General features: G+C 74.6%; 12 protein-coding genes. 9 read left to right on the top strand and 3 right to left on the bottom strand.

The window, feature by feature from the left end:
- Nucleotides 1–14: 14 nt before the first annotated feature.
- Nucleotides 15–425: a YbaB/EbfC family nucleoid-associated protein gene (locus AB0D28_RS07395; RefSeq protein ID WP_357383256.1), complete on the bottom strand. Its 411-nt coding sequence runs from the start codon at nucleotides 423–425 to the stop codon at nucleotides 15–17.
- A gap of 74 nt (nucleotides 426–499) precedes the next feature.
- On the bottom strand, nucleotides 500–4,465 hold the full coding sequence (eccCa, locus tag AB0D28_RS07390; protein ID WP_357383254.1) for a type VII secretion protein EccCa: 3,966 nt from the start codon (nucleotides 4,463–4,465) through the stop codon (nucleotides 500–502).
- A gap of 168 nt (nucleotides 4,466–4,633) precedes the next feature.
- On the opposite strand from eccCa, the gene eccD reads away from it, so the two are divergent.
- Nucleotides 4,634–6,031 carry a type VII secretion integral membrane protein EccD gene (gene eccD, locus AB0D28_RS07385; protein ID WP_357383252.1) on the top strand — a complete coding sequence of 466 codons (1,398 nt, stop codon included), beginning with the start codon at nucleotides 4,634–4,636 and terminating at the stop codon, nucleotides 6,029–6,031.
- On the opposite strand, the gene AB0D28_RS07380 is transcribed toward eccD, so the two are convergent.
- Nucleotides 6,015–7,187 (bottom strand): type VII secretion protein EccE, encoded by a 1,173-nt coding sequence (locus AB0D28_RS07380; protein WP_357383250.1) that lies wholly within the window; start codon nucleotides 7,185–7,187, stop codon nucleotides 6,015–6,017. The genes eccD and AB0D28_RS07380 overlap by 17 nt on opposite strands.
- Before the next feature lie 162 nt (nucleotides 7,188–7,349).
- Here AB0D28_RS07380 and eccB point away from each other — a divergent pair, with 162 nt between their 5' ends.
- The 8 genes from eccB to AB0D28_RS07340 all read left to right on the top strand — a co-directional run bounded on the left by eccB (nucleotide 7,350) and on the right by AB0D28_RS07340 (nucleotide 13,763).
- Nucleotides 7,350–8,819: a type VII secretion protein EccB gene (gene eccB / locus AB0D28_RS07375; RefSeq protein ID WP_357383248.1), complete on the top strand. Its 1,470-nt coding sequence runs from the start codon at nucleotides 7,350–7,352 to the stop codon at nucleotides 8,817–8,819.
- A 114-nt stretch (nucleotides 8,820–8,933) separates the two neighbouring features.
- Nucleotides 8,934–9,305 (top strand): hypothetical protein, encoded by a 372-nt coding sequence (locus tag AB0D28_RS07370; RefSeq protein ID WP_357383246.1) that lies wholly within the window; start codon nucleotides 8,934–8,936, stop codon nucleotides 9,303–9,305.
- Nucleotides 9,298–10,584, top strand: a complete 1,287-nt coding sequence (locus AB0D28_RS07365) for a WXG100 family type VII secretion target (RefSeq protein WP_357383244.1) — start codon at nucleotides 9,298–9,300, stop codon at nucleotides 10,582–10,584. The genes AB0D28_RS07370 and AB0D28_RS07365 overlap by 8 nt, the downstream gene beginning before the upstream one ends.
- Before the next feature lie 160 nt (nucleotides 10,585–10,744).
- Entirely contained in the window at nucleotides 10,745–11,173 is a 429-nt protein-coding gene (locus tag AB0D28_RS07360; RefSeq protein ID WP_357383242.1) for a hypothetical protein, read from the top strand.
- A gap of 160 nt (nucleotides 11,174–11,333) precedes the next feature.
- Entirely contained in the window at nucleotides 11,334–12,167 is an 834-nt protein-coding gene (locus AB0D28_RS07355) for a hypothetical protein (protein WP_357383240.1), read from the top strand.
- A 65-nt stretch (nucleotides 12,168–12,232) separates the two neighbouring features.
- Entirely contained in the window at nucleotides 12,233–12,562 is a 330-nt protein-coding gene (locus AB0D28_RS07350; protein WP_357383238.1) for a YkvA family protein, read from the top strand.
- A gap of 32 nt (nucleotides 12,563–12,594) precedes the next feature.
- Nucleotides 12,595–13,008, top strand: a complete 414-nt coding sequence (locus tag AB0D28_RS07345; protein ID WP_357383236.1) for a pyridoxamine 5'-phosphate oxidase family protein — start codon at nucleotides 12,595–12,597, stop codon at nucleotides 13,006–13,008.
- A 146-nt stretch (nucleotides 13,009–13,154) separates the two neighbouring features.
- Nucleotides 13,155–13,763: a C39 family peptidase gene (locus tag AB0D28_RS07340; RefSeq protein ID WP_357383234.1), complete on the top strand. Its 609-nt coding sequence runs from the start codon at nucleotides 13,155–13,157 to the stop codon at nucleotides 13,761–13,763.
- Nucleotides 13,764–13,934 lie beyond the last annotated feature (171 nt).

Raw genomic sequence — 13,934 nt, 5'->3', positions numbered from 1 at the left:
GGCCTTCCTCTCGTTCAGCGCCGCAGGTTGCGGGTCGGGTCGGACAGGTCCACCCCGAAGCGGCGGAACCAGTCTTCGGGGGTGAGCGTGCCGTTCTGCGCCTGGCGGACCGTCTCGGAGTCGCCGAGCATCTCGCTCAGCATCTCGCGCTGCCGCTCCTCGAAGGCGGCGTACGCCGCGTCGATCGCGGCCTGCATCGACTCGGCCAGGGAGAAGCTGTCCAGCCGCATCGCCCGCGCGTTCAGCTCGACGTCGCCGACCTTCATGTCGCCGTCCACAGTCACCCGCACCAGCCCGTCCGGGCTCTCCCCGGTGACCCGTAGCTCCGCGCGCTGCCGCTGGAGCTCGGCCAGCCGGCGCTGCTGTTCCTGCGCCTGGCGCAGCAGGCCCTCCATTGCCGCACCGAAACCCGACGGGCTGCTCACCTACGCGCCCCTTTCCCACTCGCGACGATCGATCGGGCCGACGCTACCGGACCGGACTCCCGCCGTCCGTCCCGTCAGGCGGGTTCCGTCCACGCGGTCTGGATGAGCTGCTGACCGTCGCGGCGGCGCACGAGCGTGCCCCGGCCCGGCGGCTGCGGGGTCGGCCGCAGGTTGCCGAAGACCGCGCCCTCCTCCCGGCTGCCGGACATCAGCAGGCCCGGCGAGTCCAGCTCGCGCAGGCGTTGCAGCACCGGCTCGTACAGCGCCCGGGCGACACCGCCGACCCGGCGCGTGATGATCAGGTGCAGGCCGATGTCCCGCGCCTGCGGCAGCAGTTCGTGCAGCGCGCTGAGCGGGTTGCTGCCACCGGAGGCGACCAGGTCGTAGTCGTCCACCAGGATGTACAGCTCCGGGCCCTTCCACCAGCTCCGGTCGCGCAGCTGCGCGGTGGTCACGTCCGGGCCGGGCAGCCGGTTCTGCAGGGCGCTGCGTATCGACCCGAGCCCCTGGCTGAACACCTGGTTCGACGGCGCGTAGTCGAGCAGGTGATCCCCCTCGACCGCGCCCAGCAGACCACGCCGGTAGTCGGCGATGACCAGCCGCGCCTGGGCCGGGGTGTACCGCTCGGCGATCCCCCGGGCGATCAGCCGCAGCAGGTTGGTCTTGCCGCACTCGGCGTCGCCGAACACGGTCAGGTGCGGCTCCCCCGCCAGGTCCAGGTAGACCGGGGCGAGCGCCGACTCGTTGACGCCGATCGGGATGCCCGGGGCGGACCTGTCGACCACCTTCGCCAGCTCGGTCACCGTCAGCCTGCGCGGCAGCAGCCGCACCTTCGGCGCCGGCTGTCCCGGCCAGTTCGCCGCGACGTGACCGGCCAGCGCCACCGACGCCTCGGTCAGGTCCTCGATGTCACGCTTGCCGTCGATCCGCGAGATCGCGGTCAGGAAGTGCAGCTTGTCCCGGGTCAGACCGCGACCGGGCGCGCCCACCGGCACGTTCTGCGCCGCCCGCCTGTCGATCTCCGACTCCGACGGGTCACCGAGCCGCAGCTCCAGCTTGGTGCCGAGCAGGTCCCGCATGTTGATCCGGATCTCCGCCCACCGCACCGCCGTGATCACCACGTGCACACCGAAGCCCAGGCCCCGGTTCGCCAGGTTGGTGATCGTCTGCTCCAGCTCCTCGTACTCCTGACGCAGCGTGTTCCAGCCGTCCACCACGAGGAAGACGTCACCGAACGGGTCGTCGGCGAACTCACCCGCCGCCCGGCGACGCCGGTAACTGGCCACCGAGTCGATGCCGTGCTGAGTGAACCGGTTCTCCCGCTCGTCGATCACCGCGACCACCTCGGCCACCGTCCGCCGGACCGCCTCGGTGTCCCGCCGCCCCGCCACACCCGAGGTGTGCGGCAGCCCCTCCAGGCTGCGCAGCGCGCCGCCGCCGAAGTCGAGGCAGAAGAACTGCACCTCGCGCGGCGTGTGGGTGAGCGCCAGCGACGCCAGCATCGACCGCAGCATCGTGCTCTTGCCGCTCAGCGACGCCCCCACGATCACCACGTTGCCGCCCGCCCCGGCCAGGTCCACCATCATCGGATCGCGGCGCTGCTCGTACGGCCGGTCCACGATGCCCACCGGCACCGCCAGCCGGCCCCGCCCCGGCCAGTCGGCGGTGGTCAGGCCGTACGTCGGGTGCACGCTCAACTTCGGCAGCAACTCGGCCAGCCCGGACGGTTCCGCCAGCGGCGGCAGCCACACCTGGTGCGCCGGCTTGCCGCGGCCCTTGAGCTGGCCGATCAGCACGTCCAGCATCGCCACGGCCTTGCCGTCGCCGGCCTGCTCCGGTTCCGGGGTCGCCTCCGCCGGGCTGGGCGTCGCGGGCGCCGGCACGTAGTCGATGCCGTACGGGACGATCCGGCGCTGCACCTGCGCCCGGGTGGAGCGCTGCACCTGCCCCGGCGCCCGGTACGGGCCGGAGACGTAGGCGGCGCGGAACCGCAGCATGGTCGCGGTGTCGGTCTTCAGGTAGCCGTGACCGGGCGCGCTGGGCAGCTCGTACGCGTCCGGCACGCCGAGCACGATCCGGCTCTCCACCGCCGAGAACGTACGCAGACCGATCCGGTACGACAGGTGCGTGTCCAGGCCGCGTAGCTTGCCCTCCTCCAGCCGCTGCGAGGCCAGCAGCAGGTGCACGCCGAGCGACCGGCCGAGCCGGCCGATCATCACGAACAGGTCGATGAAGTCCGGCTTGGCCGCCAGCAGCTCGGAGAACTCGTCACAGATGATCAGCAGGCTGGGCATCGGCTCCAGCTGCTCACCGGCGGCCCGCGCCTTCTCGTAGTCGTACCGGGAGACGTAGTTGCCCGCCGCCCGCAGCACCTCCTGCCGGCGGTTCATCTCACCGGCGAGCGCGTCCCGCATCCGGTCGACCAGCGGCAGCTCGTCGGAGAGGTTCGTGATCACCGCGCTGGTGTGCGGCAACGCGTCCAGCGAGGCGAACGTCGCGCCGCCCTTGAAGTCGACGAGGACGAAGTTCAGCTCCTCCGAGGAGTGCGTCACGGCGAGCGCCCCGACCACCGTACGCAGCAGTTCGCTCTTGCCGGAGCCGGTAGCGCCGATGACCAGGCCGTGCGGGCCCATGCCCTCGTGCGCGGACTCCTTGAAGTCGAGCTCCACCACGTTGCCGTCCGGACCCAGGCCGAGCGGGATGCGCAACCGGTCGCGGTGGCTGCGCGGACGCCACGTCTGCCGGACGTCCACAGTCGCCGCGTCGCCGACACCGAGCAGATCGGGCAGCTCCATGCTGCGGGCCAGCGGCTCCTCGGTGCTCGCGCCCTGCTGCTGGGAGAGCCGGAACGGGGCGATCTGCCGGGCCAGCCCCTCGGCCGCGCTCAGGGAGAGCCGGTCCGGCCGGCCGAGCCGCGACGTGGCGGCGCCACGGACCAGGTCCAGCCCGGTGCCGTCCCCCGCGTCCAGGCAGAGCAGCCAGCGCCCGGCGTCGCGCGGTACCGCGCCGGACAGGTCGAACACCGTCGTGCCGAGCAGGCCCGGCCCGGTCAGCGCGCAGGTCGCCGAGACCTCGCCGCCGTCCAGCACCACCACCACGTGTGGAGCGGTGGTCAGCGGCTTCGCCTCCGGCGCGAACCGGGGCCGCCCGCCCAGATCCTGGGCCAGCGCGGTCTCCGCCTCGTCCAGCGCGGCGTACACCATCCGGCGCGCGCCCGCCGCGTCCGTACGCCCCGGGTGCTGGGCGTGCGGCAGCCACTTCACCCAGTCCCAGGCCGCCTGCCGGTCCGGCGCGGCCACCACCACCACCAGGAGGTCCTCCGGGGCGTGGAACGTGACCAGCTGGCCCAGCGCGGCCCGCGCCAGATCCAGCACCGCCTCCCGGTCGCCGCGCAACGCGATCCGGCTGAACGCGCGCAGCGACAGCGCGGTCGGCAGATCCGGCACGCTGGAGTGGGCCCGGACGAACCGGCGCAGCGCGATCGCGCTCATCGGTTCCAGGTCCTCCACCGGCTTGGTCTCCGGCGGCACGATCTCCACCGCGAGCCGCTGCGGGCCGAGCGCGATCCGCACCTCGCCGAAGTCGTCCTCGGTGATCCGCCGCTCCCAGAGCCGGCGCGAGGCGGCGATCGACCAGAGCGCGTCCGGCTCCGGGTGCCGCCACGTCATCGCGGCGCGCTGCTGCTCGGCCGCCCGCCGGGTGCGCTTGCGCATCTGCGCGAGGTAGCGCATGTAGTCGCGCCGCTGGGCGTTCAGCTCGGCCTTGTCCTTGCCGCCGTTGCCGAGCGTGCCGATCGCCATGCCCAGCATGGACACACCGAACAGGCCACCCGCGACGTACGTCATCATGCCGCCGCCCCGGCCCGCGTAGAGGAACGCCATCGCGCCGACACCGCAGAGCATCGGCAGGATCATCAGCACCTGGCCCATGCCCTTGGCCTGCGGCTCGGGCAACTCGGGCGGGGACTCCAGCAGCACCTCGCCGCGCGGCAGCGCGGGCCCCGGTTGACGCGGAAGTCGGCGGAACACCACCGTACTCACGGCTCTCCCTCCCCAGAAGCGGCCCTGATCGTGGTCTGCCACCGCCGGTGAGCGTCGGGTGGGCAACCTGTGCGACCGCCATCGTAGGTAATCTCCGTCAGGCGTCGTGGACCCGTGAAGGCGGCGCCGACGGCCCAGCGGATCGTATGCGAGCACGAGGAGGCCACTGTGGCGACGAAGACGGCGACCGGCGGACTGAGCCGGATCACCATCGTGGCGCCGCGTACCAGGATGGACCTGGCGCTGCCGTCCGACGTGCCGCTCGCCGACCTGCTCCCCACGCTGCTGCGGTACGCGGGCGAGGACCTGGCCGACGAGGGCGTACGGCACGGCGGCTGGGCCCTGTCCCGGCTCGGCGGCCAACCGCTCGACGGTGGCCGTACCGCGGCGCAGCTCGGGGTACGCGACGGCGAGGTGCTCTACTTCAACCCGCGTGCGGCGACCGCCCCCGAGATCGTCTTCGACGACGTGGTGGACGCGGTCGCCACCTCCACCACCCAGCGGGCGGGCGCCTGGCAGGTGGGCACCACACGGCTGTTCGCGGTCCTGCTCGCCGCCTCGGCGCTGGCCGGGGGCGCGGTGGCGACGCTGCTCACCGGCCCGCCGCAGCTGCCCGGCGCGGCCGCCGCCTTCGTGGTCGCGGTGGCGCTGCTGGTCGGCGCCGCGGTGCTGTCCCGGGCCGCCGGTGACAGCCGCACCGGCGCGGTGCTGGCCCTCGTCGGAATCGGTTACGCGGGCGTCGGCGGCCTGCTGGTGCTCGCCGGGGACCGGACGCTCGGCGAGCTGGCCGGCCCGCACGTCCTGCTCGCCGGCACCGCCGTGGTGGTGTTCGGCGCGATCGCCGCGCTCGCGGTCGGCGACCGCCTGCCGCTGTTCCTCGGCGCGGTGGGCGTGGGCGGCGCGGTCGGCCTCGGCGCGGTGCTCAGCCTGGCCTTCGGCATCGGCGCGGCGGCCTCGGCGGCGATCGTCGCGACCGTCGCGTTCGGCGCGCTGCCCGCGCTGCCGATGCTCGCCTACCGCCTGGCCCGGCTGCCGGTGCCGTCCATCCCCACCGGACCGGACGACCTCAAGACCGACACCGAGTCGGTGGACGGCCCGTCGGTGCTGCGCAACAGCGAGCGCGCCGACGGGTTCCTCACCGGCCTGCTCTGGACCGTCTCGCTGCTGGTGCTCGGCGGCGAGGTGGTGCTCGCCGAGGACGGCCGGCTCCCGGCGGTCCTGCTCTGCCTGGTGCTGGCGCTGCTGTCGCTGCTGCGGGCACGCCCGTTCCTCAGCCGCGCCCAGCGCACGCCGGTGCTGCTGTCCGGCACCGTCGGCCTGGCGCTTGTCGCCGCCGCCACGTTCGCCGCGGGCTCGCTCGCGGTACGGCTCGGGCTGATCCTCGGCGGCCTGGCCGTGGTGGCCGTGATCAGCCTGGTCTACGGCCTGACAGTGGCCGGCAAGCGGATCTCCCCGGTCTGGGGCCGGACCCTGGACATCATCGAGATCCTGCTGATCGTCGCGCTGGTGCCGCTGACCTTCTGGGTCTGCGGCGCGTACGGCTGGATCGTCAACCTTCGACCGTGACCGTCCCCATCGCGGTGCCGACCGGCGCGGTGGCGTAGACGCCCGGACCGTGCTGGCCGTCCAGCGGGCGGGCCGGCACGCCCGCGCGCCGGGCCATCTCCCGGACCGCCTTGACAAGCGCCTCGGCGTGCCCGTCCATGGCCGCCACCCGCAGCAGCGGCGGCACCCGCCGGCCGCCCGGGAGCACCACCGCGGCGACCGTGTGCGAGGGCGCGGAGGTGGCCGTGACCGCGTCCACGAGCGCGCCGAGCGATCCGTTGGGGCGTACCCGCAGGGCCAGGCAGCGCTGCGTCCAGCCGCCCCCGCGCAGGCTGGTCCACGTCTCCACCGGGGACTCCGGCGCGAGGTCGAGCCCGGCCCCGGACACCACCGCCGCGTGCAGTTCGTCGCGGTCGAGCACCCGGTGGGCGAGGCCGGCGGCGTTGAGCGCCTTGCCGAGCCGGCCCACGCCGGCCGCCACCGTGCGGTGCACGCCGCGCAGCCCGCCGCCCCGGCTCACCGTCTCGGCCCGCGCGTCGGACACCGACAGGCGCAGCGCCACCCACACGGTCCGGTACGCGGACGGCGGCGCGCCGGGAGCCGGGTACCAGACGAGGGTGTGCGAGACGACCTGGGTCTGGGTGACCGGGCCGGAGAAGTCGGCGAGCACCGCGAGCGCGCGGTCCACCACCGCCGCCTCGACCGACCCGGCGGGCGCGCCGGGACGGCCGGTCAACGCCAGCGCGGCGAACCAGCCCCGGTCGTCCTGCCCGATGCCGAGCCGGGTGCCGCGCTCGGTCAGCTCCACCACTGTCAGCTCCGGCGCGAGCGCGGCGAGCCGCGGGTCACCGCCGGGCGCCGCACCCCGGGCCCGGTCGCGGCGCCGGCGCAGCCGGCGGCGGAGCATCAGGTCCTCGTACCACCAGCGGCCGCCCCGGCGCGCGAAGGCCGCGCCCACGGCCAGCAGCGCCAGTACGGCGACCACCGCGAGCAGCCACGTCGGGCCGGCGGTGGCGAACCAGACGGCGAGCGCCGCGCACTCCACCGCCACGAGCTGCCCGACCACGATCGGGCCGAGCCGTCCCCGGCGGCGCCTGTCCGCCGGGGTGACCGGCCGGTCCGCCGGTACGGCGGGAGCGGTGGCGGTACGACCGGGTGGCGCCTGGAGCTGCGTCATCGGTGTGCGTCCCTTCTGGACATGCTGGGCCTCCGCCGGGCGGCTGCTGTCGTTCGGGCGGCGGACGGGGTCCGGCGCACCCCCGACGGCCCCTTATCGTAGGGAAGCCCGCGGCGCCGCTCGGACCTGTCGTCGTGGACCCACCCCCGCCGGAGGTTAGTCATGCGGACCCGCCGCGATCAGGTGCAGGCGTACCGCTTCGTCACCCGCCGCATCGTCTCCGCCCTGCTCTCCGGCGACCCGGAGACCAACGAGCTGCCGATGCGCCGCCTCGGCATGGCGGTGTTCGGCAGCGTCATCGCGGCAGCCGTGGTGCTCGGCGGCGTGGGCGCGTACGGGCAGCTCACCAGCAACTCCGCGCCGCTGGAGCCGAACACGCTGGTGATCGAGCGGGAGACCGGCGCGACGTACTACTTCGGCGAGGACAAGGTGTTGCGCCCGACGCTCAACTACGCCTCGGCGCGGTTGATCGTCAACGACGCGGCGGCGCAGCCGCGCACCATGTCCCAGGCGTCGATCAAGGACCGTCCACGCGGGCGGCTGGTCGGCATCGTGGGCGCCCCGGACGACCTGCCGGATCGCAAGTCCCTGGTCGGGCTGCCGTGGTCGGTGTGCGACGTACCGGATCCGAACGACCCGCAGCGCTCCACCACGCATCTGGTGATCGACCGCGCGCTGCCCGGCGGCACGTCGCTGGCCGACCGGGCCGTGGTGGTGCGGACCAGCGACGCCCGCTACCTGCTCACCGGCGGTTCCCGGCTGCGGGTGGCCGGTGACGAGCAGGCGCTGGTGGCGTTGAAGATGGCCGGCGCGACGAACCTGACCGTCGGGCAGCAACTGCTGAACGCGGTCCCGGTCGGTCCGGTGCTGCGCAAGCCTTCGATCGCCGGGGACGGCGGCGCGAGCGGGCTCACCGTGGCCGGCCGGCCGGCCCGGATCGGCCAGGTCTACCAGGCCGCCGGCCAGTACTACGTGCTCACCCGGCAGGGCCTGGCCACCGTCCGGGAGGTCACCGCGCTGCTGCTGCTCGGCGGCGGCGGCGAGGTGACGCAGATCACTCCGGACGAGGCGGGCCGGCTCCTCACCGACCAGCGGCTGGACGCGGACGGCCTGCCGGCCCGCCTGCCGGCGCTGCACGAGGTCCGCGTGGGCCGCACCGTGCTCTGCGCCACCTACCGGCCCGGCCCGGCGGGCCAGCCGCCGACCACCACGCTGGAGGTCTTCGACACCGCGCCGGCCGAGCTGACCTCGGCGACCGCGATGCCGGCGCGGCAGGGCGGCCGGGACGCCGTACGCACCGCCGAGCACGTGCTCCTGCCCGGCGGCAAGGGCGTGCTGGTGCAGGCCACGGCCGGCGAGAGCGGCAAGGCGGCGGCCGGGTCGACGGTCTACCTGATCACCGCGCAGGGCATCCGCTTTCCGCTGGGCACCGCCGGGGGTGACGCCAAGAGCGCGCTCGGATACGGCGACGTGACGCCGCTCGCGGTGCCCGCCTCACTGCTGGCGCTGGTGCCGACCGGCCCGACGCTGTCCCGGCAGGACGCGATGGCGTACTTCGATGCGTCAGCGCCCGCTGCGCCCGCCGCGACACCCTCGGCCGGTGGTGCGGCCGCCCAGGTCCAGGGCGGTTGACCGCCCTCCCTCATCCGAAGTGGAGGATCCCCGTCACGGGTCGCCCGGGTTGGCACGCTTCGACTAACCTGAGTGCGGCGTACGGTTATCGACGAGGACTACGGGGATGCAGCCATGACGGGGCGCACGACAGTAGACGTACTGTCCTTGGAGGACTTCCACCAGCGGCTCGAGCGGCGCCTGGACCAGGCGGAGTCGGTGTTGCGCAAGCTCAACACCCAGATGCAGTGCCGCCCGCCGGCCCTCGGGACGTTCACCGACGCGACCGACAACGCGCGTCGCTACTCCGAGACGCACCAGAGCTACGTCAACCACGTCGACCGGCTGCGCCGGGCGATCCTGGCCGCCCGCGAGGCGACCCAGAAGATCATGACGAACTACAAGACCGCCGAGGCCCGCAACGCCGCCGCCGCGGCCGACATCGCCGCCGCCCTCTCCGGGCTCGACGAGGCGATGAAGCAGCCGAAGGAGGACCCGCGTGTCTGAGTACACCCGGCGCTACGAGCACGTCAGCCACGAGGAGCTCTACCAGGACGTCAAGGCGGGCGACCCGAAGCAGATCGAGGCGCTGAGCGCCCAGTGGACCTCCCTGAAGGGCACGCTCGACGACCTCGGCCGCGATCTGACCGCCGACCTGGAGGCGCTGACGAAGACCTGGTCCGGCGACGCCGCGCGGGAGTTCCACCGCCGGCTGGGCATGGTCGTGAGCTACTCGGGCAGCCTCGCCGAGGGCATGACGGGCATCCGGCAGGGCCTCGACATGATGTCCAGCGAGCTGCGGGCCGCGCAGGCCAAGGCCGAGAGCCCGGAGAAGACGGAGGACAACGACAAGCTGCTCTCCGGCGCCGGCAAGGGCTTCCTGCTCGGCGGCGCCGCGGGCGCGGTGATCGGCGGGATCGTCGGCCACCAGCAGGACAAGGCCGAGCAGGAGAAGGCGCACCAGCGGATGGTGCAGGTCGTGGCGAAGCTCGCCGAGGGCTACGACTTCTCGGCGTACAGCCGGATCGTGGTGCCGGAGCCGCCGGCGGCCGAGCTGCCCGGCCACACCGGTAACGGTGACCCCACGCTGCAGAACGGCCCGTCGGTGAAGACGCCGTCGTCCGGCCCGAGCCTGGGCAGCTTCGGCCCGGGCGCGAGCGCCACCGCGACCAGCTCGGGCGTGCACCACGCGGCCCCGACCGGCGGCACGCCCGGTGCGGGCACTCCGGGTTCGGGCGCTCCGGGCGGCCAGCCCGGCGCGGGCACCCCGGGTTCGGTGCCGACCACCGGGACGGTCGACCCGGGCGGCACCTCGCTGGCCGGCGCCACTCCGCTGACCAGCACCCTCGGCGGTCCGACTGTCGGCGGCGGCCCGGGCTTCGGCCCCGGCGGCGGCCCGGCGACGATGACCGCCGGCGGCCCCGGCGGCGGCTCGCTCTACGGTGCCCCCGGCGTGCTGAGCACCGGCGCGCTCGCGGGCACCGGCCCCAACTCGGCGGCCTCGGCCCGCCTCGGCGGCATGCCCGGCGCGGAGACCCGCTCGGCAGCCGGCACGGGTCGGCTCACCTCCGGTCGCGGCCTCGTCGTCGACGCCGGGAGCAAGTCCGCCGAGCGCACCGGCGGCGCAAACGGGCGGCCCGCGATGGCCGGCCGCGGCGGCGTGCTGGGCGGGCGCGGCGGCCACGGCGACGACGAGTCGGACGGCCGGCTGACCTGGCTCACCGAGGACGAGATGGTCTGGGGCGACGGTGACGCCGCTCCGCCGCCGGTACTCGGCGGCAACTGACCCCGGCATCCACGAGACGGCGCGGCACCCCGGCAGGGGCGCCGCGCCGTCTCGCGTCGGGCCTGCGTGAGGGTCCGTCCACACCGACTCGTGTGGTGGCTCACGTAACCCGCAAGATCTTTGAGCTGCAAGATCGTCTGCCGACCGATAGGTTGAATTGGTGCTGCCCGTAGCGTTCGCCCCGTCCACCTGGACGGCGACGCTGCGCCGAATCGCCCGCACGGCGGTGGCCGGCCTGGTGCTGATCGTCGGCCTCCAGGGCATCGCCGCCACACCCGCCCACGCCACCGCGTCCTCGCACGCCACCGCCTCGCACGCCGTCGAGCACGTCGCGACGATCGAGCACGTCGCCGTCATCGAGCACGTCGCGACGCCGCGGGCGGTCACGGCCGGCCACGCACGTTCCGCCGCACTCACGGCGGGCGACGCCACGACCACTGCCCTGCGGACCACCGGTCCCGGCACCAGCCCCACCGTCGCCGAAGCCTCTTCCGCCGGCTCCGCCGGGCGCGTCCCCGGCACCGAGGTCGTCGCCGCCGCCGACCCCGGCCGCGCGCACATCGCCCGTCGCGGTCCGCCGCGCGCCTGACCGGGCGCCCTTCCGGTACGCCCCGGCGCGGCCCCACGGCCGCACGCCTCACGCCTCACGCCCTGCCGCGCGTGCCGCGTCTCCGTTCACGACGCGCACCCGCCCGGATGCCCGGGCCACAACCGCTTATCGTCCTTCGTTCCACCTTGAGGTGCTGGTGATGCAGACCGTCTTCTCCGCCGTCCTGCCCGACATGCCCACGGCCGCCGTGATCTGGCTGGTCCTGCTCGCCGTGGCCGCGACAGTGGTGGCCGCGCTGATCGTCCGCCCGTCCCGGTTCCGCTCGGAACTCGTCGACCGGATCAGCGACGCCGCCCGGCCGAGCAGCATCGAACAGGCCGAGCGGGCCCGCGTACAGGACCGGGACCGGGACCGGTACGCCGACGAGGTCGCCGTGGCAGCCTCCCGCGCGGCGGCTACCGCGGAGCGCAGCCGGGCGGAGTGGCTGACCGCCCAGGAGGAGGCCGAGTCGGCCTGGCAGGCGTACCAGGCGGCGGAGGACGACGTACGGCGCCTGGCTGCCGCCGCGGCGCTGCCGCTGCCCCGGACCGCCCGGACCCCGGCCGAATACGCGGACCGGGAGCGCTGGCTGCACCGGGCCGCGATGGACGCCCAGTGGCGCAACGAGATCACGGTGCGGCAGCTCAGCGACATCCTCGGCGGCAACGGCTGGGACCCGACCCGGCACCCGGTCGAGCAGGAACTGCTGCTGCGCCGGCTGGTCCGGGACAACCTGGCGGCACGGCACCGGGCCGCCGCCCAGCGGGAGCAGGCCGCCTGGCAGGCAGCCGAGCTGGCCGCGGCGGCGGCGCAGAGCCTGCGCGACGAGGTGTTCGCCGCACTGCACCCGGTCGCCGAGCCGCAGGCGGAACTGTCCATCGTCGGGTTCGCCGGGCCGGAGACCACCCGGGAACTGCCGGCCGGGGCGGCGGCCGTCGAGGTCACCCGCGAGCTGCCCCCGGTGGCCCGGGGACGGGCGGCAGTCGCGGCCTGAGAGTTCGCTGCCGGCCGGTGCCACGTCAGCGGGCGGCACCGGCCCGGCTCGACTAGCGTGATGGCGTGTCCCGTGAAGCCTGGGTGCTCGTCGTGCTCGCCGCCGTCGTCGCGGTGGCGATGCTGGCCGGGGCGGTGGTCCTCGCCGTCCGGCTGGTCCGCACGCGCCGCATGCTCGGCGCGCTCGGCGCCGGCGGCAAGGTCGCGTTCTACGGCGCGCTGATCTACACGATCCTGCCGGTGGACCTGCTGCCCGACCCGATCTACCTGGACGACATGGGCGTCCTGGCGGGTGCGCTGTTCTACCTGGGCCGGCTGGTCGCCAAGCACCGCGCCGAGCAGCGGGCCGCCGGGGAGTCCCCGGTGAAGACTCTGCCGCCGGCACCCCGCCGCTGAGGTTCCACAGGTACGCCGAACGAGGAGACGACATGGCGGGACGGCACCGGTTGGATCCGGGCGACGAGCGGGTGGCCCGCTTCTTCGCGGACCGGCACCTCGCCACGCTCACCACACCCCGTGCCGACGGCACCCCGCACGTCGTACCCGTGGGGGTGACCTTCGACCCGGCGGCCCGGCTGGCCCGGGTGATCACCTCCGCCGGGTCGGCGAAGGCCCGGCACGTCGCGGTGGCCGGGCCGGACGGCGTCCCGGTCGCGGTGTGCCAGGTCGACGGCCGGTGGTGGCTGACCGTGGAGGGCCGGGCGGTGCTGCGCCGCGACCCGGAGTCGGTGGCCGAGGCCGAGCGCCGGTACGCCGAGCGGTATCGCACCCCGCGCCCGAATCCGGAGCGGGTGGTCATCGAGATCGCGGTGACCGGGCTACTGGGAAGTCTCCCCGGCTGAGCCGTCCGTCCGGTTCCGGTGTGGCCCCGGCCACGCCTGGAAATGGCGTGCCGCAGTAGGGCGGTTGAACTCTCCGTACGCCGAGCGCCACTCCTGGTGCCACGTCTCCCGCACGGAGCCGTCGACCCCCGAATGGAGCCTCGACAATGAATCCGATCATCCGTAAGTGCGTGCTGTCCGTCGCCGGCCTGGCCGCGGCCGGCGGTGCCGTCGCCGGCCCGGCCGCCGCCCATGCCGCCCCGGTCAAGGGCAAGGGTGACCGTGCCGCCGACTACGAGTACCAGGCGCAGCCGAACTACTTCTACTGCGGTCCCGCCTCGACCCGGATCGCGCTGTCGGCCGAGGGCAGGGACGTGAGCCAGGACGAGCTGGCCGCCAAGCTCGGCACCACCGAGAACGGCACCGACTCGGCCATCGACATCACCCGGGTGCTGAACGAGTACACCGGAGGCAAGTACCGGACCACCGAGATCCGCGACGACGTGGCCACCCGTGGGCAGGTCGACCGCCTGCGCGCGGACATCCGTACCGCTGTGGACGACGACCGGCCGGTGGTGGCGAACATCCTGGGCGCCGCCCGGGACGTCGACGGGGTGGAGCACAGCTACCCCGGTCACTACGTGACAGTCGTGCGGTACGAGGACGACGGCGACCGGGTGCTGATCGCCGACCCGGCCCGGCCGGACGCGCCGACGTACTGGATGGACGTGACCGAGCTGGCCAACTGGATCGCCGGCCGCGGCTACAGCTCCTGACCCCGCCTTCTGACGCACGGGCCGGTCTCCCCTGTGGAGGCCGGCCCGACGCCGCGGCGGGGCCGCGCCCCCCCCCGGGGGGGGGGGGGCGGGGGGTTGCGGCGCCGAAGCGGGGGGAAGTCAGCGACCGGTGTGGCCGTCGCCGGGGCGCTGCGGGGCCATTTCGGCGCC

This window comes from Micromonospora sp. NPDC048169, assembly GCF_040652815.1.
Lineage (GTDB): Bacteria > Actinomycetota > Actinomycetes > Mycobacteriales > Micromonosporaceae > Micromonospora.
Note: the sequence above shows the minus strand (reverse complement) of the source record. Positions and strands in the feature narration are given on the sequence as shown.